The organism is Enterobacter sp. CC120223-11, assembly GCF_900215375.1.
Lineage (GTDB): Bacteria > Pseudomonadota > Gammaproteobacteria > Enterobacterales > Enterobacteriaceae > Scandinavium.
The window spans coordinates 79,838-105,182 of the sequence record NZ_OBEF01000008.1; the positions used below are offsets into that span (position 1 = coordinate 79,838).

Genomic DNA, 25,345 nt, shown 5'->3' on the forward strand with positions numbered 1-25,345 from the left:
CGAACCGCAGTCCCGGGACCTTATCGTTCGTTTTTTGTTGGTCGAAACCGTTCATTAAATACAATTTTTCCGATGCAGGGGCAGAGTTATCCTATTTTCTTTGGCGAGCCCCCGCAAGCTATCAATTAAGATAGCTGAATGTTTTTACTCATAAACAGACAGAAAAAAGTGACAATGTCACCTGAGCTACAGCGCAACGGAATCCAGTACACCCTTTTCCGCCAGTGATTTAGCACAGGTTTTGTTGCGTCCGGCCTTTTTGGCGCGATACAGGTATTCGTCCGCCTCCGCCAGCAATTCATTAAAAACATCAATGACAGCTTTACCGCCCTGCGTACCGCTTCCCGTGCCGATACTGACCGTGACTTGCAAAGGCTGCTGCCGCCACTGGAATACGTGAGATTCAATGCGCTGGCGGATGGTCTCTGCCAGCTGAAAACCGTTCAACGGATCGCGAGTCCAGGCAGCCACTACAAACTCCTCGCCGCCAATACGCGCCACCAGCCCTTGCTCGCCCACCACGTCATGCACCTGACGGGCAAACGCGGCAAGCACATAGTCGCCGCATTCATGACCATAATTGTCGTTAACGCTTTTGAAGAAATCGATATCCAGCAGCATGACCGTCAGGTGCCGATCCGCATCCCCTGGCTGATTCTTCAGGGCTTCATACAGACCGGAGCGTGAATAAACACGGGTCAGAAAATCGAAGTCGGCACGCAGCGATACCTGACGGATCAGGTTATTAATGGCGGCGACGCTGGTCGACACAATCACCGGACTTATTGCAAGCGTCGCAATGCCCAGACGCGTGGAGAACAGCTGATCGATTTGCAGCGGCCCGCTTACGGCAAGGTTAATAACGGCGTTGGCAACGAGAATGATCTCACTGGCCCCGGCGATCAGCGTTAATGCACAGGTCACCGGCAGCGGGTAGCGTATGGCACACCAGATAAGCGCCGGAAGCGGAAACGCCAGACTCCCCGCACCGCCAACCGCAATAGCAGCCAATATTGAGAGTACCAGCGTCAGGGCCGGAAGCAGCTGTTTCCAGCGGATTCGTGGAATTTCATGAGGCAGCGTCAGGGTCATCACGCAGGGCAAAATCAGCACGCCTGTGGAAAACTGCTCGCTGAACCAGTCCGCCACCAGCGGCATAAAGCTTTGCCGATCGATTCCGACAGATCCGACTGCGCCAAGCAGCGCGCAAAAGATTGCAGAAATAAGGCAATAATAGAACAGCCTGAGCGCGTTAATCGGCCCAGGATCCGACCCTGCACGACGCTTATCGCGCATCACCAGCTGCGCCACCATGACGATAAACACCATATTGGAGGCGTTAATCACCAGCGATACCATTCCCCATTGGGTGGTGAACACGTCGTAAAGCAGCATGGCCCCGTAGCAAATAGCGTAATAGTGCAGCCGGTTCAGCCAGACATAGCGGGCAAATATCGCCGCCATGACCGCATTCAGCGGCCAGAATAACGACAGCTCCTGCACCAGTCGCAGCATCGCCCCCACGCCATAAAATAACGTGGTGATAATAAACAGGAAAAAGGCATTGCGCAGAACGTGCGCTTCACTGAATACGGTACACCGGGGAACTGAAATCGAACGCATTAATTATCTTTCCATATAATCGCAAGTTGCAATTATTCAGGGAATTACGGGTAAATGATCGGGAATAGTATCTACTATTGATCACAACGCGCGTATTAACAATTCTCTCTGTTATTTATTTGTTGTTCATTTGCGCGACCAACCCGCCGTTGGGATGAGCCATCAGTAAATAGAACGCCCCAGTCGCTGGGCGAGTTTTTCCAGCACCGCAATACCGGCGAGAGAATTGCCCGCGGCATCCAGCTGCGGACTCCAGACGGCAATCGTCATTTCGTGCGGCACTATCGCCACTATCCCGCCGCCCACGCCCGATTTAGCAGGCAGCCCGACGCGCCAGGCAAACTCTCCGGCGTTCTGATACATACCGCTGGTCGCCATCAGGGCATTCACCTGTCGGGTCTGAAGCGGCGTGATGATGGCTCGCTCTCCCCCGGGGATATGACCCTGGTTGGCAAGAAACAGGAAGGTTTGCGCCAGCTCGGTACAGCTCATCTTTAGGGCGCAGTAATGGAAGTAATTCTGCAACACGGTGGTGACATCGTTGTGGAAGTTGCCGAAGGATTTCATCAGCCAGGCAATGGCGGCGTTCCGCGCCGCATGGTCGAACTCGGAACGGGCCACCACGGCGTCATAGGCGATATCATCCATTCCAGAAAGCTTACGGACAATCTCCAGCATGCGCTGACGCGGTGCACTGAGGCGGCTTTGCAGCATATCGCACACCACCAGCGCCCCGGCATTGATAAACGGGTTGCGTGGGATGCCCTGTTCAATCTCAAGCTGCAACAGCGAGTTAAACGGCTGCCCCGAGGGATCTTTGCCCACCCGCTGCCAGATCTCCTCCTCCTCGTAGTGATTCATCGCCACCACCAGGCTGAGCACTTTGGAGATCGACTGCACGGAAAAACGCTCCTGAGCGTCTCCGGCAAAGAATTGTTGGCCGTCTACGGTACTGATGGCAATCCCGAGCTTAGTGCCATCAACGCAGGCCAGGGCCGGAATATAATCCGCCACTTTGCCCTGCCCAATCAGCGGTTTTACCTCTGCCAGAATCGATGCCAGCATGCTGTTATTGATGACCGTTGCCACTGTTGCTCCTTGCCCGCAGGCTCATTTCGGCCTGCGAGTATACCAGCGTCAGGCGGGCAGACGAAAGCGCATTACCGCCTGCATCAGCAGCCCGGCGCTGCTCTCCAGATGACGCGAAGAGGCCGCACTGGCGCTGACCAGTTCCCCCGTTTTCCCGGCAACCTGATTCAGGGAGTGCAGCTGTTGCGTCATCTGATGAATATTTTCCCCCTGATTCAGGGTGGCCTGCGAAATCTCCGTCAGTAACGCACTCAAATTGGTCACAAGATTCGTCACCTTTTGCAGGTTATCCTCCAGCCGCCCAACGGCCTGCGATCCCTCTTCTATCCCCTGCAATGAATGGTTGATAAGCCCCTGAATCGTCTGAGTCGATTCACTGCTCTGCCGCGCCAGCAGCCCCACTTCTTTCGCCACCACCGCGAAACCGCGTCCCTGATTGCCCGCATGTGCCGCCTCAATGGCAGCATTGAGCGCCAGAATATTGGTCTGGAACGCCACGCTGTCGATCATCGCGACGATCCCACGCATCTCTGCTGAACGCGCCACGATAGCCTGCATGGATGCATTCACCGTGAGCATCATCCTGTCGCCGCCCGCCGCCGCCAGGCTTGCCTCTTCCGCCCGTTCACGGGCGAGGCCCGCATAGCCCGCATTGCCTTCCACATGTGACTCAAGGGAAGTAATGTGACGGGTGACGTCCTCCAGCTCCTGCGTCTGCTTATGCGCCTGGCGCGAAAGCTCTTCATTACTCTGCGCCAGTCTTGTGATATTGCCGGTGATTGAACCCGTGGCTTCGCTGACCTCGGCGACCAGCTGTTGCAGCCCCACCTGCATCTCCGCAAGGGTTGCGCCTATCTGCGCCACCTCACGGTTCCGGCGTGACACCTGCGGCAGCGGCTGAGAAAGATCGCCTTCCGCCATAGTACGGATATGGTCAATCAGCCGACGCAGCGGCACGATGACCCAATGGGACATGCCGCGCCACACCAGGAGTGCGACAATAAGCAACGCCACCGGCGCCAGCATAAAAAGCTGCTGTAATCCCGCCAGGCTGGCCATCAGCGATTCGCGTCCTTTCCCGGCAAGCGATTCACTGGCGGCCTGAAAGCGCGCGTAGTTATCATTGAAATCCGCCTGGAAGGCCTGGACGGGCACCGCAAAAAACGCATCAATGGACTGGCTCTTTTGCAGGCCGTTGAGCTGTTCTTCAATCGCGCCATAAAACTGCTGATAGCTGTTGATCAATGCCTCATCCCGCGGCGGAGTCATTGCCAGCCACGCCTGCCAGGCTTTCTGCGACAGTACAAGGCTGGCACGGGCATCCTGAAGCAGTCCCTCGGAGCTGCCAACCGAACCCGTCTCCCTATCCTGCATAAAATAGACGCCAGCACGATTGAGCAGATCGCTTGCGGCGAGCAGATTGACCCGCGCCCGATCGGCCTCCAGCTGTTGCATATGCGCCCGCTGGTTATGCTGCTCGTTCAGGCGCGCGTTATGCAGCGACCAGGAGAGCATAAATGAAGAGGCAATCTGCAGCGCGCAGAACAGTCCAACGATGGTGAACACACCGGCGAGCAAACCAAACTGCTGTGGGAAAAAACGGCGTACAAAACGACGAGGAATTTGCATTAAGTTCATAATTTTCATCTATAACAACACGTTAGCCGCGAGTGTACGGAGTGAAAATGACAGAACCATGACAAAGCGCCCCGCAGGGCGCTCAATAAGAGGGGGAAAACTAGTGGCGATCTTTCCACACGGTCTGCACGTTACAGAATTCGCGCAGGCCGAAGTGAGACAGTTCGCGGCCAAAGCCGCTTTTCTTCACGCCGCCAAACGCCACGCGGGCATCGGAGGCGCTGTAGCCGTTGATGAAGACACCGCCGCACTCCAGCTCGTCGGCAAAGCGCTGCGCCTGTTTTTCATCGGCGGTGTACACGGTCGCCGACAGACCAAAGTCGCTGTCGTTGGCCAGTGCCAGAGCGTGGTCAGCATCGCGGGCAACGGTAATCGCCGCCACCGGGCCAAACATCTCCTGACGGAAAGCGGTCATGGATGGCGTGACGTTGCCTAACACGGTAGCCGCATAGTAGTTGCCCTTCCCGGCGATCTTCTCGCCGCCGAGCAGCAGGGTCGCACCCTCTTCAAGCGTGGCAGTGACCTGATTGTGCAGCTCATCACGCAGGTCGTAACGCGCCATCGGCCCCAGGTAGTTTTGCTCATCTTCCGGGTTGCCCATCTTGAGCTTCGCCGCCGCCGCCACGAACTTCTCGGTAAAGGCATCGGCGATCCCGGCTTCCACGATAAAGCGCTTCGCCGCCGCACAGACCTGCCCGGTATTCTGATAGCGCCCAATCACGGCCGCTTTCACCGCTTCATCAATATCCGCATCGTTAAGGACGATAAACGGATCGGAGCCGCCCAGTTCCAGCACGCATTTTTTCAGCGCGGCACCGGCCTGAGCGCCAATCGCTTTCCCGGCGCGCATGCTTCCGGTCAGGGTCACGGCGGCAATACGTGGGTCATTGATCATCTGCGACACGCCGTCGTTGGTGGCATTCACCCAGCCGAACACGCCCGCAGGAATGCCTGCCTTTGTGAAGATGTCACCAATCAGTTTCGCGCTGCCCATCACGTTCGGGGCATGCTTCAGCAGGTAGCTATTGCCCGCCAGCAGAATAGGCACCGCACCGCGCATAACCTGCCACAGCGGGAAGTTCCACGGCATCACCGCCATAATCGGGCCCAGCGGACGATACTCAATCACCGCCTTATTTTGCTCAACCTGGGTCGCTTCGGTGGCAAGCATTGCCGGGCCGTGTTCGGCATACCAGTCGCACAGATTGGCAGACTTGGTGACTTCCCCACGCGCCTGAGCAATCGGCTTACCAATTTCACGGCTGATCAGCAGCGCCATCTCTTCGGCATGCTGGCGTAAAACGGCACCAACTTTGCGCAGTGCATCGGCTCTTTCCGCCACGGTGGTGCGTTTCCACTGGCGATAGCCCGAATCGGCAAGCGCCACTGCCTGATTGACCTCTTCGCTCGTGGCCCATGGCAGCGTTGACAGGGTTTCCCCCGTGGCAGGGTTCAGGGAGATGGCGTGAGTTGCAGGTGATGTCATGTTTTGTTCTCTCTGTTCAGTGAGGCTGTTGCCTGATACTGCCCCACTCTGCTATTTATGAATAATGAATAATATTAACCACCTCATTCACGATACGAGAACACCATGGATCTGACACAGCTTGAGATGTTCAACGCCGTCGCGCAGACTGGCAGCATTACCCAGGCCGCGCAAAAAGTGCATCGCGTGCCTTCCAACCTGACGACGCGCATCCGTCAGCTGGAGGCCGATCTGGGCGTTGAGCTGTTCATCCGTGAAAATCAGCGACTGCGCCTTTCGCCCGCCGGGCACAGCTTTTTGCGTTACAGCCAGCAAATTTTGGCGCTGGTGGATGAGGCAAGGATGGTCGTTGCCGGTGATGAACCGCAGGGATTGTTCTCCCTGGGATCGCTGGAAAGTACCGCCGCAGTGCGCATTCCGCCGACGCTGGCGTTATATAACCAGCGCTACCCGAAGATTCAGTTCGATCTGGCGACGGGCCCGTCGGGCACCATGATTGACGGTGTAACCGAAGGTAGACTGAGCGCCGCTTTCGTTGACGGGCCGGTGATGCACCCGGGACTCGAAGGCGTGCCGGTTTATCAGGAAGAGATGATGATTGTGACGCCAAAGGGCCATTCGCAGGTCACCCGGGCCAGCGACGTTAACGGCACCAGCATCTACGCTTTTCGCGCAAACTGCTCCTACCGTCGTCATTTCGAGAGCTGGTTTCATGCCGACCGCGCCACGCCGGGCCGCATTCATGAGATGGAGTCCTATCACGGCATGCTGGCCTGCGTGATTGCCGGTGCAGGACTCGCGATGATCCCCCGCAGTATGCTGGAAAGTATGCCTGGGCATCATCAGGTGGACGCCTGGCCGCTGGCCGAAAAATGGCGCTGGCTGACCACCTGGCTCGTCTGGCGACGCGGCGGCATGACCCGCCAGCTGGAGGCGTTTATCAGCCTGCTGGATGAAGCACCTCCCTCTGGCGAAACGGTTTAACGCAGCAGGATCTTACCCTGCATCCAGGTGACCGCCGTGCCGCTCATCAGCACGCGGTTTCCCTGAAGCTCACAGCGCACATCACCGCCGCGCGCTGAAATCTGGCGCGCAAGCATCTGAGTTTTGCCAAGTTTCTCACTCCAGTAGGGGATCAGCATCGTGTGCGCCGAGCCCGTCACAGGATCTTCCGGTACGGCCACGCCCGGCGAGAAGAAGCGGCTGACAAAATCGTACTTATCATCGCCCTTCGCCGTCACGCAGGCTTTGTGTTCGCCCGGGATCATGGCGGCAAAATCAGGCGTAAGTGCGGCAACCTGTTCACGACTATCCAACTCAATCAGCCACGCGCGCCCTTTGCGGGCATGGCGATAATGCGTAATGCCCAGCGCTCGCAGCATTTCAGGCGGCGGTGTCTGCTCGGTGGTCTGTCCTGCGGGGAAATCCAGCGTCAGCCACTCGCCTTCGCGGCTCACCGTCAGCCGACCCGAGGCCGTATCAAAATGAATGCGGGCATCGGGATAGTCGAGATGAGTAAAAATCACATGCGCGGTGGCAAGCGTGGCGTGGCCGCACAGATTCACCTCCACCAGCGAGGTAAACCAGCGCAGTTCGAAGCCATCTTTTGCAGGGACAAAAAAAGCCGTTTCCGACTGATTATGCTGCTGCGTCATTTGCAGCAGCTGCTCGTCAGGCAGCCACTGCTCCAGCGCGCAGACCGCCGCAGGGTTACCGCCAAAATTTTTGTCGCTGAATGCATCCACCTGCCAGACTGGAACGGTTTTCATCCCAGGCCTCCTTCGCGCAGAAGAATGCTGCCAATAATGTAGGTCGTCGCCTGGCCGCCAATAAGCACACGCTCGCCCAGCCATTCGCAGCGCAGCTCGCCGCCTCTCGCAGAAACCTGCCGGGCCTGCATCTGCGTTTTCGACAGCTTCTCACCCCAGTAAGGGATAAGCATGCTGTGCGCAGAGCCCGTCACAGGATCTTCAGCCACGCCTTCGCCAGGGCAGAAAAAGCGGCTGACAAAATCATGCTTATCGCCAGGGGCCGTGACGCACACCATCTTGCCGAGCGGCAGCATGGCGTGAATGTCGGGCGTGATCGCCTCCACCTGCTGCTGATCCTTCAGTACCACCAGGTAATCGCGGGCCACGCGAACCTCTTCGTACTCCTCAATGCCGAGCGCGCTGAGCAGTAGCGCCGGGGGTTCTGTCGGTTCAGATCGCCACGCCGGGAAATTGAGCGTCAGCCAGTCTCCGCTCCGGGTGACGGTCAGTTCGCCGACAAAGCGAGTGGAGAAGCGAATCTCTGAATGCGGGTAATCCAGAAACTCAAAAATAACGTGGGCGCTGGCAAGGGTGGCGTGGCCGCACAAATTGATTTCACCCTGAGTGGTGAACCAGCGCAGCTCGAAGCCGCTGTCCGTTCTGACGAAGAAGGCGGTCTCGGACTGGTTATGCTCCTGCGCCATTTTCAGCAGGGTCGCATCCGGCAGCCATTCGACAAGCGGGCAAACCGCCGCCGCATTGCCGCCAAAGGTCCGGTCGCTGAAGGCATCTACCATGTAAAACGGAATTTCCTGCATAGTCTCTATCCTTTGTTTTTATAACGACTTAGCAACATTAATAGCGCTTTTGCCCGCAAAATACGAGCCCCCTTTTAGAGGATGACGCATCTTCGTTCATAAGCTTCCGTTATGCGATCTTAGTCACAAAACGATTGTGTTTTGCACAACGATGGTTTTAAGATCGCCTTCTCTTCCTCCCGCAATCCATCAAGACAAGTGCTATGACAACAAACACAGTCTCCCGCAAGGTCGCGTGGCTGCGCGTGGTTACCCTTGCCATCGCCGCTTTTATTTTCAACACCACGGAGTTTGTCCCGGTTGGACTGCTGTCTGATATCGCCCGTAGTTTCTCAATGGAAACGGCGCAGGTTGGCATCATGCTGACCATCTACGCCTGGGTCGTGGCGCTGATGTCCCTGCCGTTTATGCTGCTTACCAGCCAGATGGAGCGCCGTAAGCTGCTGATAGGCCTGTTTGTGCTGTTTATCGCCAGCCATGTGCTTTCGTTCCTGGCGTGGAATTTCACCGTGCTGGTCATAAGCCGTATCGGGATTGCGTTCGCGCACGCAGTGTTCTGGTCGATTACCGCATCGCTGGCCATTCGTCTCGCCCCGGCGGGAAAACGCGCTCAGGCACTCAGCCTGATTGCCACGGGTACCGCGCTGGCGATGGTGCTCGGCTTGCCGATTGGCCGCGTCGTCGGGCAGTATTTTGGCTGGAGAACCACGTTCTTTATTATCGGGCTTGGCGCACTGGTGACGCTGGTTGCGCTGATGAAGCTGCTGCCTAAGCTGCCGAGCGAACATTCGGGTTCACTGAAAAGCCTGCCGCTGCTGTTTCGCCGTCCGGCGCTGATGAGCCTTTATCTGCTGACGGTAGTGGTCGTCACTGCCCACTACACGGCCTACAGCTATATAGAACCCTTTGTGATTAACGTTGCAGGGTTCGATGCCAATTTTGCCACGCTGCTGCTGCTGGTGCTTGGCGGCGCGGGGATCTTAGGTTCGGTGGTCTTCGGCAAGCTGGGCAACCGCCACGCATCAACGCTGGTGAGCGGGGCTATCGCATTGATGACGGTGTGCCTGGCGCTGTTGCTGACGGCGGCGCAAAGCGAACTGAGCCTGGCGATTCTGAGCATTGTCTGGGGAATTGCCATTATGGTGATCGGTCTTGGCATGCAGGTGAAGGTGCTGGCCATTGCCCCTGACGCCACGGACGTTGCGATGGCGCTGTTTTCAGGCATCTTTAATATCGGGATTGGCGCGGGTGCCCTGGCGGGGAATCAGATAAGCCTGCATCTGTCGATGGCGGATATTGGTTATATCGGCGCGGTACCCGCCCTTGCCGCGCTGGTCTGGTCGGTGATTATTTTCCGCCGCTGGCCTGTGTCGCTTGAAGAGCAAACGCAGAATTAGTCTGCCCGGTGGCGCTTCGCTGACACGGGCCTACGGAAACAGCGATCGTGTAGGCCCGGTAAGGCATAGCCGCCACCGGGCAATAAACTACGCGTGATAAGTCGTAATAATTTCCAGCACGCCGTTGATAATAAACTGCACGCCCATACAGACCAGCAGGAAGCCCATCAGGCGAGAGATCGCCTCGATACCGCCCTTGCCCACCAGACGCATAATTGCGCCAGAACTGCGCAGACAGCCCCACAGAATCACCGCCACCGAGAGGAAAATCAGCGGTGGCGCGATCCACACAACCCAGTCAGGAAAATCAACCCCGTGTTTAACGGTGGAAGCCGAACTGATGATCATCGCAATGGTGCCCGGCCCTGCGGTGCTCGGCATAGCCAGCGGCACGAAGGCGATATTGGCGGTCGGCTCTTCTTCCAGCTCTTCCGACTTGTGCCGCGCTTCCGGCGAGTCGTGCGCTTTCTGCTGTGGGAACAACATGCGGAAGCCGATGAAGGCCACAATCAGACCGCCCGCGATACGCAGGCCGGGGATCGAAATCCCAAAGGTGTTCATCACCACCTGTCCGGCGTAATACGCCACCATCATGATCGCGAACACGTACACCGAAGCCATCAGCGATTGACGGTTGCGCTCCGCATTATTCATGTTTCCGGCAAGGCCGAGGAACAAGGCGACGGTGGTCAACGGGTTCGCCAGCGGCAAAATCACCACCAGCCCGAGGCCAATGGCTTTAAACAATTCCAGCATGGAAAAACACTCCTGTGATAGCAGTTAGCTGCCGGCAGAGTATAAGAGCATTCTTGCAAACCAGGCTACGGCAAAATTTTATCGACGATTCTCTGTCGTAATTACATAACAAAAGGTTATTAAAGATGCGAAATAACCCTTAAAAGTGTGACGCATCTTACTTTAGCAATTCGTGTCATAAGCTTATTCATTCAGTTGACTTATGGTTGCCTGGGCAATAATATCGCCAGCAACTAAACTACTTGCCAGGGCAACCTTTGTGAAAAGCACCAGTGACCTGTTCAACGAAATCATTCCACTTGGTCGCTTGATCCATATGGTCAATCAGAAAAAAGATCGTTTACTGAACGACTATCTGTCGCCAATGGATATCACTGCCTCACAGTTCAAAACGCTGTGTTCGATTCGTTGCGCCGTCTGTATCACGCCAGTAGAGCTAAAAAAGGCCTTATCTGTCGATCTCGGTGCCCTGACACGTATGCTCGATCGCCTGGTGTGCAAAGGCTGGATTGAACGCCTGCCAAACCCGAATGATAAGCGCGGGGTGCTGGTGAAGCTGACACCGGACGGCACGGCAATATGTGAGAAATGCCACCAGTTGGTGGGACAAGACCTGCATCAGGAATTAACAAAAAACTTAACGGCGGACGAGGTCGCAGCCCTTGAGCTTTTGCTCAAGAAAATCCTGCCGTAAACAGAACAAAGGGGTAAGACGATGTCCAGACGTAATACTGACGCTATCACTATTCATAGCATTTTGGACTGGATCGAGAGCAACCTGGAGTCGCCGCTGTCGCTGGAAAAGGTGTCAGAACGTTCAGGTTATTCGAAATGGCACCTGCAACGGATGTTCAAGAAAGAGACCGGACATTCGCTGGGTCAGTATATTCGCAGCCGTAAGCTGACTGAAATTGCACAGAAGCTTAAGCAGAGCAACGAGCCAATTCTGTATCTGGCTGAGCGCTACGGCTTTGAATCCCAACAGACGCTGACGCGCACCTTTAAGAACTATTTTGACGTGCCGCCGCACAAGTATCGCATGACCAACATGCCCGGCGAGTCTCGCTATCTGATGCCACTCAACCACTGTAACTGTTAATCGCCTGCACAAGACGTATCGAGGAAAAAATGAAACTGTTCGCCTCCGCCGCCCTCACCCTGTTGGTGCTGGTCTCCGGCCAGAGTTTTGCGGAGCAATCCACGCTACCCAATAATCACGGTGCCCATGACACCATGATAATGCCAGCAATCCAGGACAAGTCTCCGTATGACTTCAACCACATGGGTTCCGGCAGTGACAAATCCGACGAACTGGGCGTGCCTTACTATAACGGAAACTCCCAGTAAATTTTTTGCCCCGCTTTTGCGGGGCTTTTTTCTGTTCGCGCTATCCCTGCACCGCCTTCGCCCGCCGAATACGCAAGCCAAACACGTTGATATAAAGCCCGCCCATAATCAGCACTGCGCCCAGCAGCTGTAATGTTGAAAGCGTTTCACCCAGCAGCAATGCCGCACTAGCAATGCCAACCACCGGCACCAGCAAAGAGAGCGGCGCCACGCGCCAGGTTTCATAGCGTCCCAGCAGCGAACCCCAGATGCCGTAACCGATAATCGTCGCCACAAACGCGAGATAGACCAGCGACAAAATCGTGGTGAGATCGATGTTTACGAGGCTCTGAACCATGGCCTCGGGCCCATCCAGCAGATAAGAGGCGAGCATGAACGGCAGGATGGGGATCAGCGCGCTCCACACCACCAGCGACATCACCGCCGGGCGCGTTTCATGCTGCATAATTTTCTTGTTGAATATGTTGCCGCAGGCCCAGCTAAACGCTGCTGCCAGGGTCAGGAAGAAGCCGAGCATCGCCACATGCTGTCCGTTGAGGCTGGCTTCAATCAGCACCAGCACGCCAAAGACGGCAAGCGTAATACCCGCCAGTTGCTTGCCCTGCAAACGTTCACCAAAGACAAACGCGCCAAGAATGATTGTGAAGAACGCCTGCGCCTGAAGCACCAGAGAGGCGAGCCCGGCAGGCATGCCAAACTTAATCGCACTGAACAGGAACGCGAACTGGCCGAAGCTGATGGTAAGACCATAGCCAAGCAGCAATGAGAGTGGAATCTTTGGGCGTGCGACAAAGAAAATGGCAGGAATGGCAACCAGCATAAAGCGCAAACCGGCCAGCATCAGCGGCGGCATATTGTGCAGCCCGACTTTAATGACCACAAAATTGAGTCCCCAGACTACCACCACCAACAGCGCCAACAACCCGTCTTTCCGCGTCATACCCTGCCTCTGAATTATTAAATTTTTGTAAACAGATTCAAGGTAACGAAAAAAATGCGCGGAGAACAGATCATTATTTCTGGCAGGCAGTCAAGGCACTGATGGATAAATTGGGATCTATACAAGCCCCCTTATGGCGTGATAATCCTGATACGGCACAACACCATAATCATAAAAGCACATGTCGGGCAGGAAAAATGAATCCCTCTGTTAAACGTTCAACCTCAGCGTTGCTGGCGTCGTCGTTGCTGTTAACCATCGGCCGCGGCGCCACGCTGCCGTTTATGACCATCTACCTGACGCGCCAGTACGGCATGAGCGTCGAAGCCATCGGCTATGCGCTGACAATAGCCCTGACCGTCGGGGTTTTCTTCAGCCTGGGCTTTGGCATCCTGGCGGATAAGTTCGACAAAAAACGCTATATGATCGTCGCCATTCTGGCCTTTATCGCAGGATTTGCAGCGATCCCCCTGGTCAACAACGTCACGCTGGTGGTGTTTTTCTTCTCGCTGATTAACTGCGCCTACTCGGTGTTTTCTACCGTGCTAAAAGCCTGGTTTGCCGACGTGCTGAGCATCGGCGAGAAGGCGCGCATTTTCTCGCTCAACTACAGTTTTCTGAATATCGGCTGGACCGTGGGGCCGCCAATTGGCACCTGGCTTGTGATGTACAGCCTGCAATTGCCCTTCTGGCTTGCCGCCGTGTGCGCCGCCTTCCCGCTGGTGTTTATTCAGTTTTACGTTCAGCGCACAGTGGTGAGTGGTGAAGAGAAAGTCACCCCCGTCTGGCAGCCTTCGGTGCTGCTGAAAGATAAAGCGCTGTTCTGGTTTACGCTTTCCGGGCTGCTGGCCTCCTACGTCGGTGGGTCGTTCGCCACCTGCATCTCACAGTACGTGCTGACGGTGGCGGATAACGCCGATTTCGCGCAAAAGGTTGTTTCTGTGGTGCTGCCAGTCAACGCCGTGGTCGTGGTCAGCCTGCAATATATTGTTGGCCGTAAAATCACGCCCGGTAACATTCGCCCGCTGATGGTCGTGGGCACGCTGTGCTTCCTGCTGGGTCTTGGCGGATTTATTTTCTCCGGTGAGAACCTGGTGTACTGGGGCATTGCCGCCGCCGTATTTACCATCGGGGAGATCATCTACGCGCCAGGCGAATACATGCTTATCGACAACATCGCCCCGCCGGGAATGAAGGCGAGCTATTTTTCCGCTCAGGCGCTGGGCTGGCTGGGTGCCGCGGCTAACCCGATGATCACCGGGATCATTCTCACGTCACTGCCTGCCTGGACGCTGTTCGCCATCATGATGCTCGCCATCGTCCTGGCCTGGCTGATGATCCTGCGCGGAATGAGCGTCAAAACGTGGGATGCAGAACTGAAAACCGCCTGATAACGCTTCAGCCAGAAGCAATCCAGTGCTCGATTTTGGCTTTGCTCTCAGCGTTTGCCGGATTGAAAACCATCATCGTCAGATCCGGCCGGCCTTCGACCGCAAAGGTGGAAAACTCCAGGGCAATCGACCCGATTTGTGGATGACGCAGCCGCTTTACGCCTTCTCCATGCCCGGCTACGTCGTTATTGCGCCAGTAGCGGGCGAAGTCGTCACTCTGCGCGGTAAGCTCCTCTACCAGCCGATCGATTTCTGCAGAAGCCCCAAGGCGCGCGGCGTCCGCCCGAAATGCATTAACGACGAGTCGGGCAACACCTTCCCAGTCTTCCTGCATTTCCCGGGCCTCTGGATCGGTAAACAACAGGCGCAGAATGTTGCGCCTCTGCGGCGGAAGCTGCCCGTAATCCTTCAGCACCACCGCCGCCGGGTGATTCCACGCCACCACATCCCAGGTGGCGGTTTTAATGATTGCAGGAATGGTCAGGCTCTCCAGCACGCGCTGCAGCCTTGGCGTGATGCTGTCGGACAGACTCACGCGGTTTTCCGGCGGATGACCAAAAGCGAGGATAAACAGATGATCGCGTTCCGGCGACGTTAGCCGCAGCCCGGCAGCAATGCGGTTCAGCACCTCACGCGACGGCGCGCCCCCGCGGCCCTGTTCAAGCCAGGTGTACCAGGTGGGGCTTATGCTGGCGAGCTGGGCCACCTCTTCACGCCGCAGACCCGGCGTACGTCTGCGGCCGGGCATAAAACCAAACGAGGCCGGGTCCAGCCCCAGTCGGCGGGCCCGTAAAAACTCACCCAGCGGATTATCAGAAAGCAGAGTCATAGATTAGCCTGTTAATGTTTATACCCTGATAAAGTCCCTACTTTAATAGTATGTGAATCGGGCCTACGCTGTCGTGGTAAATCACTCAGGAGACAGGCTATGCGTATTTTTGTAACGGGTGCGACAGGCTTTATTGGCTCACGCGTCGTATCAGCCCTGCTGACGCGAGGCTATCAGGTGACGGGACTTGTCCGTTCGGAAGAAGCCGCCAGGCAGCTGGCCGACAAAGGTGCTACCGCTCAGCGCGGCACGCTGGAAGACCCGCAGGCGTGGCTGCCAGGTATTGATAACTGCGATGCGGTGATCCACACCGCCTTCGATCATGACTTCAGCCGTTTCGTGGAAAATTGTGAGAAAGACCGCCGCGTCATTCGCGCGATGGGCTCCGTGTTGCAGGGCAGCCAGCGCCCTTTGCTCATAACCTCCGGCACCGGGATGGGCGATAACGGCGACGGCCAGCCAGCCCTTGAGCAGCATTTTAATCCAGCCCACCCCAACCCACGCGTGGCGTCGGAGCTTGAGGGCAATCAGCTTCTGGACTCCGGCATCGACGTACGCGTGGTTCGACTTCCACAGGTTCACAACACGGAGCGCCAGGGCTTAATCAGCTATTACATCTCGCTTGCGCGTGACAAAGGTGTGGCGGCCTACATAGGTGAAGGTGAAAACGCCTGGTGTGCGGCGCACGTGGACGACGTGGCGGATCTGTATGTGAAGGTGCTGGCACATGGCGAACGTGGGAAACGTTACCATGCAGTAGCGGAGGAAAGCATTGCCTCTAAGCTGATTGCGCAAACCGTTGCTGAAGGTCTAAACATCCCTGCTATCTCGCTGAGTCAGGAACAGGCGGCAGACCATTTCGGCTGGTTCGCCGCCTTCGCCACGATAGATTTACGTGCCAGCGGCGAGTGGACGCGCCAGCAGCTCGGCTGGCAGCCTGAAGGCCAGGGGCTTATCGAGGATTTAAGCCGAATGGATTACACAGCCCGGTCATGATCGCAGAGGCGGCCCGATCGCTCAGGCCGCCTGATGAATCAGTGATGTAACATCTCGTCCACCACCTGATGCGCATGAAGCTGCTCAGGGTAGTAAGTAGGCCAGTTATCCATCTCTTTCAGCAGTTCAGCCTGCGATGTGTTTGCAGTGAAGATGTGGAAATGTTCAGCGTGACGCGGCGCGATAGTGTGATCGCTGAACTGCACGAATTTTGGCGCAGCGCTATTGCTGTCGGTGCAGGTGAAAAGGTAACGAACGCCCTTCTTTCCGGAGGCATAAGTCAGAATTTTATAGCCGTCGTAGCGGTATTCGCAGGAAGCCGGTTTCTTGCCTTCCTCGTAAAATGCCATCACGTTGTTTTCAATCTCGATTTTCCCGATGGTTGTCTGGTATCCCGTCTGGTAATAGGCCTTGATTTGTTCAAAAGTTTTACTGCGATCTTTCTCTGCTTTTTTACGGAAAACCGGGTCCAGGTCGCCGCTTTTCCATAACGGATACACTGACTGCCAGATCCCATCCCAGTCGGAAAGCGGGCGATCCTTCACGTCTGCGTCAGCGAATATGCCTTCCGCCGCTTTTTGTTCGGCCTCTGAGAGCGAATGTCCATGCGAATGCGCCAGTGCGCTGCCGCTGATGAGCAGCCCCAGAAAAGTAACAGCAAAATGTTTAATGACCACGAGAGTTCCTTCGGGTTGAAGTAAAAATGCAATGTTATAATATAACATTAAATACGGCAACCCGATCGCATCAAATCGTCACCATCCCTCGCACACCGTCGCTTTCCATGTTTTCGCCACGGCCCTGCTGGACAATGGTCCCGCGCGACATCACCAGATACTGATCGGCAAGTCCGGCGGCAAAATCGTAGAACTGCTCCACCAGCAAAATAGCCATATCCCCACGTCGCGCCAGCTCCCGAATAACCTCGCCAATCTCCTTGATGACCGACGGCTGAATACCCTCCGTGGGTTCATCAAGGATCAGCAGCTGTGGCCGACTCGCCAGCGCCCGCCCAATGGCCAGCTGTTGCTGCTGGCCGCCCGACAGGTCGCCGCCGCGACGCTGCTTCATTTCCCGCAGCACAGGGAAAAGCTGATAAATATCCTCCGGCACCTTGCCCGAGTCGCGCGCAGAGAAACGGGACATTCCCAACAGCAGATTTTCCTCCACCGTCAGCCGCGGGAAGATCTCACGCCCCTGCGGCACATACGCCATACCGGCCTGCACGCGCTGGTGCGGTTTACGCTGAGTGATATTGGCATTTTGCCAATTCACCGTGCCGCTGCGGGCCGGAATCAGCCCCATCAGGCACTTCAGCAAAGTTGTTTTTCCGGCGCCGTTGCGCCCCAGCAGACAGGTGATTTCGCCTGGTTTCGCGGTAAAGCTCACGCCACGCAGAATATGGCTCCCGCTGTAATACTGATGCAGTTCCTGAATCTCTAACATGCATACTCCTTAGCGCCCAAGATAGACCTCGATCACCTGTTCGTTGGCCTGCACTTCGCGAAGCGATCCTTCGGCAAGCACCTGACCCTGATGCAGTACCGTGACGCGGTCGGCGATGGTTTCAACAAACCCCATGTCGTGCTCAACCACCATCAGCGAGTGCCGCCCGGAAAGCGTGCGAAACAGCTCGGCAGTGTACTCCGTTTCTGCATCGGTCATGCCCGCTGCCGGTTCATCGAGCAGCAGCAGGTGCGGCTCCTGCACCAGCAGCATGCCAATTTCCAGAAACTGTTTTTGCCCGTGAGACAGTAGACCTGCCCGGCGGGCACGATCCCCTTCCAGACGCAGCAGTTGCAGGGTTTCGTCGATTTTGTCCTGCTGCTCGCCGCTGAGCTTTGCCCGCAGACTCGCCCACACAGATTTGTCGCCGTGCATTGCCAGTTCGAGGTTCTCCGCCACCGTCAGAGCTTCAAACACTGTTGGCTTCTGGAATTTTCGCCCGATCCCCCGGCGGGCGATGGCAATGGGGCTCAGCGTCATCAGATCCACGGACTGATCGTATATCGCCCTGCCACTCTGGGGCCGCGTTTTGCCAGTAATCACGTCCATTAGCGTGGTTTTGCCTGCGCCGTTGGGGCCAATCACGCAGCGCAGCTCGCCCACGCCAATCTGCAATGAGAGGTTGGTCAGCGCCTGAAAACCGTCAAAATTGACGTTGATTTGCTCCAGTTGCAGCACAGGATCGGTCTGCTCTCGATAGCGGTCGCCCGGCAGCTGGCGGGTAAAAAGCCCTTCATCGGGTTGCATTATTTGTCTCCTTTACGCAGCAGGCCGATGACGCCACGTGGCAGAAACAGCGTCACCACGATGAATATCAGGCCGAGAAACAGCTGCCAGTATTCCGGCATCGCCACGGTGAACAAGCTCTTCGCACCGTTCACCAGTCCGGCACCTAAAATCGGCCCTATCAGCGTGCCGCGCCCGCCGAGCGCCACCCAGATAGCGGCCTCAATCGAGTTGGTCGGCGACATTTCGCCAGGGTTGATAATGCCGACCTGCGGCACGTACAGCGCCCCAGCCAGGCCGCACAGCACGGCGGACAGCGTCCAGACCAGCAGCTTGAAGCCGCGCGGGTCGTAGCCGCAGAACATCAGGCGGTTTTCCGCATCGCGCACCGCCGTAAGAATGCGGCCAAACTTGCTGCGGGCAAGCAACATGCCGACGGCCAGCGTCGCCAGCAGCAGAATGACGGTCGCCAGAAACAGTGCGGCCCGCGTGCCTGTGGCGGTCACCGGGAAGCCCAGAATGGTGGTGAAGCCAGTAAAGCCGTTATTGCCGCCGAATCCGGTTTCATTGCGGAAAAACAGCAGCATGCCCGCGTAGGTCAGCGCCTGAGTCATGATGGAGAAATAGACGCCTTTGATTTTCGAACGGAAGGCAAACCAGCCAAAAATCAGCGCCAGCAGGCCGGGTACCAGCACCACCAGCAGCATGGCCCACGCAAAGTGCTGCGTACCCCACCAGAACCACGGCATTTCGTTCCACGACAGGAAGGACATAAACGCGGGCAGACCGTCGCCCGCAGCCTGACGCATCAGGTACATCCCCATCGCATAGCCACCGAGCGCAAAGAAGAGTCCGTGCCCCAGCGACAGCATCCCGGCGTAGCCCCACACTAAATCGAGCGCAACGGCCACCACCGCATAGCAGAGAATTTTCCCCACCAGCGTCAGCGTCCAGGTGGACACCGCCAGCGGATGCGAGGCGGGCAGCAGCGCCAGAAACGGCATCAGCAGCAGCGCCAGGCAAATCAGCCCGCCAATCCAGCGCAGCGGGCGCGGAGCCCGGCGGGCAAGCGTTAAGGTTAATGGCTGGCTCATCAGTCAATGACCCTCCCTTTCAGCGCAAACAGCCCCTGCGGACGTTTCTGAATAAACAGAATAATCAGCACCAGAATCAAAATTTTGCCGAGCACCGCGCCCATTTGCGGCTCGAGGATTTTATTGAAGATCCCAAGCCCGAATGCCGCCGCCACGCTGCCTGCCAGTTGGCCGACGCCGCCGAGCACCACCACCAGGAAGGAGTCAATAATGTACCCCTGTCCAAGCTCTGGCCCGACGTTGCCCAACTGAGAAAGCGCCACCCCGCCGAGCCCGGCGATACCGGAGCCGAGCCCGAAGGCCAGCATGTCGACGCGCCCGGTCGGCACGCCGCAGCAGGCGGCCATCGCACGGTTTTGCGTCACTGCCCGCACGCGTAGCCCAAGACGGGTTTTGTTGAGAATGAGCCAGGTGAAGAACAGCACCAGCAGCACAAAGCCAATCACCACGATGCGATTCCACGGCAGGATCAGATTCGGCAGCGCCTGAATGCCGCCGGAAAGCCAGGCGGGGTTGGCCACTTCAACGTTCTGCGCGCCGAACAGCATGCGCACCAGTTGGATAAGCATCAGGCTGATGCCCCAGGTGGCCAGCAGCGTTTCCAGCGGACGACCATAAAGGTGGCGAATAACCGTGCGCTCCAGCAGCATGCCAATGCCGCCGGTTACCACAAAGGCGACCGGCAGCGCCAGCAGCGGGTAAAAGGCCAGCCACTGCGGCGCAAACTGGCTCAGCGCCTGCTGCATAAGCCAGGTGCTGTACGCCCCGAGCATCAGCATTTCGCCGTGGGCCATATTGATAACGCCAAGCAGGCCATAGGTGATGGCGAGCCCCAGCGCCGCTAACAGCAGAATCGAGCCCAGAGAGATGCCCATAAACGCCTGGCCGAGAATATCGCCCCAGAACAGACGATGCTGAATCTGCTTCAGGCTCTCCGCCGCCGCCGCGCGCACGCTGGCATCCGGCTCGTGTTGTGCATCGATGTAAGGCTGAAGTCGGGCTTCGGTTTCAGGATCTGCCGAGTGGCCGAGCAGCGTCATTGCCTGCCTGCGCACCGCGGCATCCGGACTGGTGAGCTGCAAATTGGCGAGCGCCAGTTCCAGCTGCTGCTTAACGCCTTCGTCCGTTTCTGCGGCCAGACGTTTTTGCAGCATCGGCAGCAGATCGGGCGAAGCATCTCGCTGGAGTGTTTTCGCCGCTGCCAAACGCTGAGTGACACTGTCACTTACAAGCTGATGTGTTGCCAGCGCGCCCGCCACCAGATTGCGCAGGCGGTTGGTCAAACGCACCGGTTTTAATTCTCCCTCCGGCTTCGCCGTGGAATCCAGCGCGTGAGGTTCACCGTTATCAACGGCAAAAGCATGGCGGGCGCTGTCACTACGCAGCGTCTCGGTGCTCAGCGCCTGCAATAAGGGCAGCCGCTGCGGCTGCGGGTCGGCGGCCCACTTCTCCAGCATCGCCGACTGCTGGCTGCGGTTCGCGGCCACAAAGTCATCCGCGTCACCTGCATGGGCAAAACACGGCAGCAGCCAGGCAACGATAAGCAGCCTGCGAATCAATGTCATGGTCGCCTCCTTTGAACGATTCATTTTTAACGAGGAATCCACTGCGCTCACCCTCACCCCAACCCTCTCCCTAAGGGAGAGGGAGAAAACCACAGCACTTCAGCTACAGAGCGCACCTGAACATTTCCCTCTCCCTATGGGAGAGGGTCAGGGAGAGGGGGAATGCAGGGCCAATAACCTTTGCTCCCCCGTTCGCCAATCAGTTACTCGCCGTTTTCATCGGCTGATCGGACTTTTTATCGTTACCCTGGATGTACGGGCTCCACGGCTGGGCGCGAACCGGTTTGTCGGTCTGCCACACCACGTTGAACTGGCCGTTGCTTTCAATTTCGCCGATCATCACCGGCTTGTGCAGATGGTGGTTGGTGGCATCCATCGTCAGCGTAAAGCCGGACGGTGCCTTGAAGCTCTGACCTGCCATCGCCGCGCGGACTTTATCCACGTCCGTCGTCCCGGCTTTTTCCACCGCCTGCGCCCACATATGGATACCGACGTAGGTGGCCTCCATCGGATCGTTGGTCACAACGGTATCGGCGTTCGGCAACTTGTGCGCTTTCGCATATGCACGGTAGTCCGCCACAAAGCTCTGGTTGGTAGGGTTATCGACGGACTCGAAGTAGTTCCAGGCCGCCAGGTTGCCGACCAGCGGTTTGGTATCGATGCCGCGCAGCTCTTCTTCACCCACGGAGAACGCCACCACCGGCACGTCGGTGGCTTTTACGCCCTGGTTGGCAAGCTCTTTGTAGAAGGGAACGTTGGAGTCACCGTTGATGGTAGACACCACTGCGGTTTTGCCGCCTGCGGAGAATTTCTTGATATTGGCGACGATGGTCTGGTAATCGCTGTAGCCAAACGGCGTGTAGACCTCTTCAATGTCCTTATCCTGAACACCTTTGGAGTGCAGATAGGCACGAAGAATTTTGTTGGTTGTGCGTGGGTAGACGTAATCAGTCCCAAGCAGGAAGAAGCGTTTTGCGGCCCCGCCATCTTCGCTCATCAGATATTCCACCGCCGGGATAGCCTGCTGGTTAGGCGCAGCCCCCGTGTAGAAGACGTTCGGCGACATCTCTTCCCCTTCGTACTGCACCGGGTAGAACAGCAAGCCGTTCAGCTCCTCAAATACCGGCAGGGCCGATTTTCGCGACACCGATGTCCAGCAGCCAAAGACGACCGCCACTTTGTCCTGGGTCAGCAGTTGGCGAGATTTTTCCGCAAACAATGGCCAGTTAGAAGCGGGATCCACCACCACAGGCTCCAGCTTTTTACCGAGCACCCCGCCTTTGGCGTTAATTTCATCAATGGTCATTAACGCGACGTTCTTCAGCGGCGTTTCCGATATCGCCATGGTGCCGGAGAGCGAATGCATGATCCCCACTTTGATGGTGTCAGCGGCATAGACGCTGACGCTGAAACCCAGGGCAATCGTTGAGGCAGAGAGAGCAAAAGCTTTAAGCAAAGTTCGACGGCGCATGATTCACTCCTGAAGATGAAAGCAACAAGGATTAACAACCTCTGTGTAGTCATCAGGAGTAAGGCAAGAAAGGTGCCAGGTTATAAAATGGCGGGAAAACAGGCGCTTTGCGAGGCGGAGTAGAACTTTTGTTGCAGCGTGGAACGCCAGATTCAGAGGCAACGCTGCCTTAAAACGGTGCAGCGCTGCCCTTTTGGATGGGAATTACCAGACTTGGGCGGCGATCTCCGTCACCAGACGCACCTTCCGCCACTGTTCGGCCTCGCTGAGGCTGTTGCCTTCTTCCGTAGAGGCAAAGCCACATTGCGGGCTGAGGCAAATCTGCGATTTTGCGACATACTGCGCGGCCTCTTCAAGGCGTGCTTTCACCCCTGCCAGGTTTTCCAGCTCGCCGTTTTTGGTGGTGATTAGCCCCAGGACGACCTGCTGATGGCCCGGGCGCACAAAGCGCAGTGGCTGGAAATCACCTGAGCGATCGTTGTCGTATTCGAGGAAGAACGCATCGACGTTGACGCTGCCAAACAGCACTTCTGCCACGGGTTCATAGCCGCCGGAGGAGATCCAGGTGGAACGGAAATTACCGCGGCAGACGTGCAGCCCAATGGTTAAATCGTCCGGCTTGCCTTCCAGGGCTTTGTTCAGCACGCGGGCGTAAGTCTTAGCCAGCTCATCCGGATCGTCGCCGCGCTCGCGCACCTGCTGGCGCTGCTCGTCGGAACACAGGTAGGCCCAGACGGTGTCGTCCAGTTGCAGGTAACGGCAGCCTGCGTCGTAGAAAGCACGAATCGCATCGCGCCAGGTGGTGGCGAGATCGTCGAAATAATCGGCCAGTTCGGGATAAACACTCGCATCAATATCTTTACGGCCACCACGGAAATGCAGCACGCTTGGGCTCGGAATGGTCATCTTAGGCTGCGCACTGCCGCTGATGCTTTTCAGGTAGCGAAAATCTTCTAACATCGGGTGATCGCCGAAGCTCAGCTTGCCGGTGACGCGCACGCCGTGGGCTTTCGTCTGAACGCCGTTGAACTGGATCCCCTTGTCAGAGTCGTAGCGCTCCACGCCCTGCAAACCATCGAAAAAGTCGAAATGCCACCACGCCCGACGAAACTCGCCATCGGTCACCACGTGCAGACCGCAGTCGCACTGCTGCTGGACGACACGCAGGATGGCTTCGTCTTCTACTGCGCGAAGCGTGCTTGCATCAATCGCGCCATCGGCGAACTGCTGGCGGGCGTGTTTGATGCTGTCCGGGCGCAGGAAACTGCCAACGATATCGGCGCGATAAGGGGCTGTGTGCTGGGTCATGCTCTCTCCTTGCCGTCAGGCAACTGATTGCCTGACGTGATAATTAACGAAATCAATGCTTAGACTTCTGGATGGCTATATATATTCAACTTGCCATGCGGGAGAGGCCTCGACAAACGAGAAAATTTCATGAAGCGTGAGAAAAATTCATGATGTAACAAACGGCAGGCCTTCATCTTCCCAACCCGTCAGCCCACCAATCATGATTTTTACGGGTCTGCCGAGCTGCGCAAGCTTCAGTGCGGCCCGGTCCGCCCCATTGCAGTGCGGGCCTGCACAATAAACAACGAACAGGGTTTCTGGCGGCCATTCGCTCATCCGTTCGCTGTTTATGAGGCGATGCGGCAGATGAAGGGCTCCGGGAATATGTCGGCGGGCGAAGGCCTGCTCAGGCCCCACCACGTGCAGCAGCACGAAGTCCACGTCCTGGCTTTGATAAGCAGAATGCACGTCTGCACAGTCGGTTTCGACGCTTAAGCGGCGCTGAAAATGGGCAATGGCGTCTTTAGATACAGCGGCGGGAATGTCAGTCACGTAGCTCATGGTCTTTCCTTTCAGGTGTGTTTGCTTGCTGTCATCACACCATTAACCAGAGCCGGATGCCGCCCGCATCTCTGACAAAAATCGCCAGGATCGTGACAATCCTGGCGGGAGCGTTACTTTTTGGCGGATTCAATCTTAGCGATATAAGCCTTCACCACCTGATAAACGTAGTCCTGGCAGGCGAGTCCGGTTTTCGGATCGTACTTGCCATTATTGGTGATGTTGTTGGAGAGCACACGGATGCCGATAAACGGAACATTGAACTGAGCAGCGACCTGCGCCGCCGAAGCCGTTTCCATCTCTTCCGCAGAGGTCTGGTACTCGTTGTGGAAGTGGCTGATACGGTCAAGTTCGCTGTCCCAGATGTCCGCCGAGCCAATCCCCCCTTGAACCACTTTGCCTTTGCCGTAAGTGCCCTTCACGCTTTCAGCGACTGACAGCAGCTGCGGGTCCGCCGGGAATTTGCGGATCGTGTGCGGGTTTTTGTCTTCCCCGGCGCTGCCCTTGGAGGCCAGCAGATCCATCGGTTTCCACTGGGTGGAATCGCTGCCTTCGCCTTTTAGCTTATGCGGCGTTTTGAATGCGCCAAGATTGACGGAATATTTCCCCAGCACAATGTCGTAGACGTTCAGCGCAGGATCGTGCCCGCCCGCTGTGCCCTGGTTAATGAACGCCGCTGGCTTGAACTGCGTTGCCGCGATAGCCGTTGCCGCGGCGGAGTTGGACATGCCCTTCAGCGTTTCAGAGACCACCACCGGGTAGCCATCGATTGTGCCGCGCCAGAAGCGCCAGCCGCCAATCTGCTCTTCTTTCGGGTTATCAAGCCGTGCGGCGAAGTGTTCCGCTTCAATCGGCATCGCGCCCTGCACCACAATCGGGCCTTTCTCCACAGATTGTGCAAAGCTGAAAGCCGGCAGCGCCAGGCAGCAGACGGAGAGCGCCTGCCAAAGTACTTTTTTCGGGGTCATTAAGGTCATCCTTCATACGCAAACGTTTACTTTAACCAAAACTACGATGCATAGGTACGTTTTTCCTGCGCTGAATGAAGGGGTTGCTGGTTTATTCATCGCT

Annotated in this window: 25 protein-coding genes; 7 read left to right on the forward strand and 18 right to left on the reverse strand. The window is 56.9% G+C overall.

Features of this window, described 5'->3' with window-relative positions; translation table 11 throughout:
* Positions 1-186: 186 nt before the first annotated feature.
* The 4 genes from CRO87_RS11245 to sad form a co-directional block, all read right to left on the reverse strand.
* Complete coding sequence (locus tag CRO87_RS11245; RefSeq protein ID WP_097163031.1) at positions 187-1,623, reverse strand: GGDEF domain-containing protein; 1,437 nt, start codon at positions 1,621-1,623, stop codon at positions 187-189.
* A gap of 162 nt (positions 1,624-1,785) precedes the next feature.
* Positions 1,786-2,712, reverse strand: coding sequence for a glutaminase B (gene glsB / locus CRO87_RS11250; protein ID WP_097163032.1), 927 nt, complete (start codon positions 2,710-2,712; stop codon positions 1,786-1,788).
* A gap of 48 nt (positions 2,713-2,760) precedes the next feature.
* A complete protein-coding gene (locus CRO87_RS11255; protein WP_097163033.1) occupies positions 2,761-4,350 on the reverse strand; it encodes a methyl-accepting chemotaxis protein in 1,590 nt (529 codons plus the stop codon).
* A 100-nt stretch (positions 4,351-4,450) separates the two neighbouring features.
* A complete protein-coding gene (gene sad, locus CRO87_RS11260; protein ID WP_097163034.1) occupies positions 4,451-5,836 on the reverse strand; it encodes a succinate-semialdehyde dehydrogenase in 1,386 nt (461 codons plus the stop codon).
* 105 nt (positions 5,837-5,941) lie between these two features.
* On the opposite strand from sad, the gene CRO87_RS11265 reads away from it, so the two are divergent.
* Positions 5,942-6,820 (forward strand): LysR family transcriptional regulator, encoded by an 879-nt coding sequence (locus CRO87_RS11265; protein WP_097163035.1) that lies wholly within the window; start codon positions 5,942-5,944, stop codon positions 6,818-6,820.
* On the opposite strand, the gene CRO87_RS11270 is transcribed toward CRO87_RS11265, so the two are convergent.
* Both CRO87_RS11270 and CRO87_RS11275 read right to left on the reverse strand, forming a co-directional pair.
* Positions 6,817-7,605, reverse strand: coding sequence for a PhzF family phenazine biosynthesis protein (locus tag CRO87_RS11270; protein ID WP_097163036.1), 789 nt, complete (start codon positions 7,603-7,605; stop codon positions 6,817-6,819). The genes CRO87_RS11265 and CRO87_RS11270 overlap by 4 nt on opposite strands.
* Positions 7,602-8,405 (reverse strand): PhzF family phenazine biosynthesis protein, encoded by an 804-nt coding sequence (locus CRO87_RS11275; RefSeq protein WP_097163037.1) that lies wholly within the window; start codon positions 8,403-8,405, stop codon positions 7,602-7,604. The genes CRO87_RS11270 and CRO87_RS11275 overlap by 4 nt, the downstream gene beginning before the upstream one ends.
* 203 nt (positions 8,406-8,608) lie before the next feature.
* On the opposite strand from CRO87_RS11275, the gene CRO87_RS11280 reads away from it, so the two are divergent.
* Positions 8,609-9,802, forward strand: coding sequence for a sugar transporter (locus CRO87_RS11280; RefSeq protein WP_097163038.1), 1,194 nt, complete (start codon positions 8,609-8,611; stop codon positions 9,800-9,802).
* 87 nt (positions 9,803-9,889) lie between these two features.
* Here CRO87_RS11280 and CRO87_RS11285 read toward each other — a convergent pair whose 3' ends face one another.
* On the reverse strand, positions 9,890-10,558 hold the full coding sequence (locus tag CRO87_RS11285; RefSeq protein WP_097163039.1) for a MarC family NAAT transporter: 669 nt from the start codon (positions 10,556-10,558) through the stop codon (positions 9,890-9,892).
* Positions 10,559-10,817: 259 nt separating this feature from the next.
* Here CRO87_RS11285 and marR point away from each other — a divergent pair, with 259 nt between their 5' ends.
* The 3 genes from marR to marB are packed head-to-tail and all read left to right on the forward strand — an operon-like array spanning position 10,818 to position 11,905.
* Positions 10,818-11,252 carry a multiple antibiotic resistance transcriptional regulator MarR gene (gene marR, locus CRO87_RS11290; protein ID WP_097163040.1) on the forward strand — a complete coding sequence of 145 codons (435 nt, stop codon included), beginning with the start codon at positions 10,818-10,820 and terminating at the stop codon, positions 11,250-11,252.
* 21 nt (positions 11,253-11,273) lie between these two features.
* Positions 11,274-11,657 (forward strand): MDR efflux pump AcrAB transcriptional activator MarA, encoded by a 384-nt coding sequence (marA, locus tag CRO87_RS11295; protein WP_097163041.1) that lies wholly within the window; start codon positions 11,274-11,276, stop codon positions 11,655-11,657.
* A 29-nt stretch (positions 11,658-11,686) separates the two neighbouring features.
* Positions 11,687-11,905, forward strand: a complete 219-nt coding sequence (marB, locus tag CRO87_RS11300) for a multiple antibiotic resistance protein MarB (RefSeq protein ID WP_097163042.1) — start codon at positions 11,687-11,689, stop codon at positions 11,903-11,905.
* Positions 11,906-11,945: 40 nt separating this feature from the next.
* On the opposite strand, the gene eamA is transcribed toward marB, so the two are convergent.
* Positions 11,946-12,845 carry an O-acetylserine/cysteine exporter gene (gene eamA / locus CRO87_RS11305; RefSeq protein WP_097163043.1) on the reverse strand — a complete coding sequence of 300 codons (900 nt, stop codon included), beginning with the start codon at positions 12,843-12,845 and terminating at the stop codon, positions 11,946-11,948.
* A gap of 197 nt (positions 12,846-13,042) precedes the next feature.
* On the opposite strand from eamA, the gene ydeE reads away from it, so the two are divergent.
* Positions 13,043-14,236 (forward strand): efflux MFS transporter YdeE, encoded by a 1,194-nt coding sequence (ydeE, locus tag CRO87_RS11310; RefSeq protein ID WP_097163044.1) that lies wholly within the window; start codon positions 13,043-13,045, stop codon positions 14,234-14,236.
* Between the two features lie 7 nt (positions 14,237-14,243).
* On the opposite strand, the gene CRO87_RS11315 is transcribed toward ydeE, so the two are convergent.
* The gene (locus tag CRO87_RS11315) at positions 14,244-15,065 is read right to left on the reverse strand and encodes a helix-turn-helix transcriptional regulator (RefSeq protein ID WP_097163045.1); all 822 of its coding nucleotides are present in this window, start codon (positions 15,063-15,065) and stop codon (positions 14,244-14,246) included.
* Between the two features lie 99 nt (positions 15,066-15,164).
* Here CRO87_RS11315 and CRO87_RS11320 point away from each other — a divergent pair, with 99 nt between their 5' ends.
* Complete coding sequence (locus tag CRO87_RS11320) at positions 15,165-16,061, forward strand: SDR family oxidoreductase (protein ID WP_097163046.1); 897 nt, start codon at positions 15,165-15,167, stop codon at positions 16,059-16,061.
* A gap of 38 nt (positions 16,062-16,099) precedes the next feature.
* On the opposite strand, the gene zinT is transcribed toward CRO87_RS11320, so the two are convergent.
* The 9 genes from zinT to CRO87_RS11365 form a co-directional block, all read right to left on the reverse strand.
* Positions 16,100-16,738 carry a metal-binding protein ZinT gene (gene zinT, locus CRO87_RS11325; RefSeq protein ID WP_255252509.1) on the reverse strand — a complete coding sequence of 213 codons (639 nt, stop codon included), beginning with the start codon at positions 16,736-16,738 and terminating at the stop codon, positions 16,100-16,102.
* 70 nt (positions 16,739-16,808) lie between these two features.
* Positions 16,809-17,507: an urea ABC transporter ATP-binding subunit UrtE gene (gene urtE, locus CRO87_RS11330; RefSeq protein ID WP_097163048.1), complete on the reverse strand. Its 699-nt coding sequence runs from the start codon at positions 17,505-17,507 to the stop codon at positions 16,809-16,811.
* 9 nt (positions 17,508-17,516) lie between these two features.
* Complete coding sequence (gene urtD, locus CRO87_RS11335; RefSeq protein ID WP_097163049.1) at positions 17,517-18,314, reverse strand: urea ABC transporter ATP-binding protein UrtD; 798 nt, start codon at positions 18,312-18,314, stop codon at positions 17,517-17,519.
* Positions 18,314-19,387, reverse strand: coding sequence for an urea ABC transporter permease subunit UrtC (gene urtC / locus CRO87_RS11340; protein ID WP_097163050.1), 1,074 nt, complete (start codon positions 19,385-19,387; stop codon positions 18,314-18,316). Before urtC ends, urtD begins: the two co-directional genes overlap by 1 nt.
* The gene (gene urtB / locus CRO87_RS11345) at positions 19,387-20,952 is read right to left on the reverse strand and encodes an urea ABC transporter permease subunit UrtB (protein WP_097163051.1); all 1,566 of its coding nucleotides are present in this window, start codon (positions 20,950-20,952) and stop codon (positions 19,387-19,389) included. The genes urtC and urtB overlap by 1 nt, the downstream gene beginning before the upstream one ends.
* 199 nt (positions 20,953-21,151) lie before the next feature.
* On the reverse strand, positions 21,152-22,423 hold the full coding sequence (gene urtA / locus CRO87_RS11350) for an urea ABC transporter substrate-binding protein (RefSeq protein WP_097163052.1): 1,272 nt from the start codon (positions 22,421-22,423) through the stop codon (positions 21,152-21,154).
* Between the two features lie 204 nt (positions 22,424-22,627).
* Entirely contained in the window at positions 22,628-23,731 is a 1,104-nt protein-coding gene (locus CRO87_RS11355; RefSeq protein ID WP_097163053.1) for a cobalamin-independent methionine synthase II family protein, read from the reverse strand.
* 147 nt (positions 23,732-23,878) lie between these two features.
* Entirely contained in the window at positions 23,879-24,274 is a 396-nt protein-coding gene (locus CRO87_RS11360) for a rhodanese-like domain-containing protein (protein ID WP_097163054.1), read from the reverse strand.
* 113 nt (positions 24,275-24,387) lie between these two features.
* A complete protein-coding gene (locus tag CRO87_RS11365; protein ID WP_097163055.1) occupies positions 24,388-25,242 on the reverse strand; it encodes a 5'-methylthioadenosine/S-adenosylhomocysteine nucleosidase in 855 nt (284 codons plus the stop codon).
* Positions 25,243-25,345: the final 103 nt, after the last annotated feature.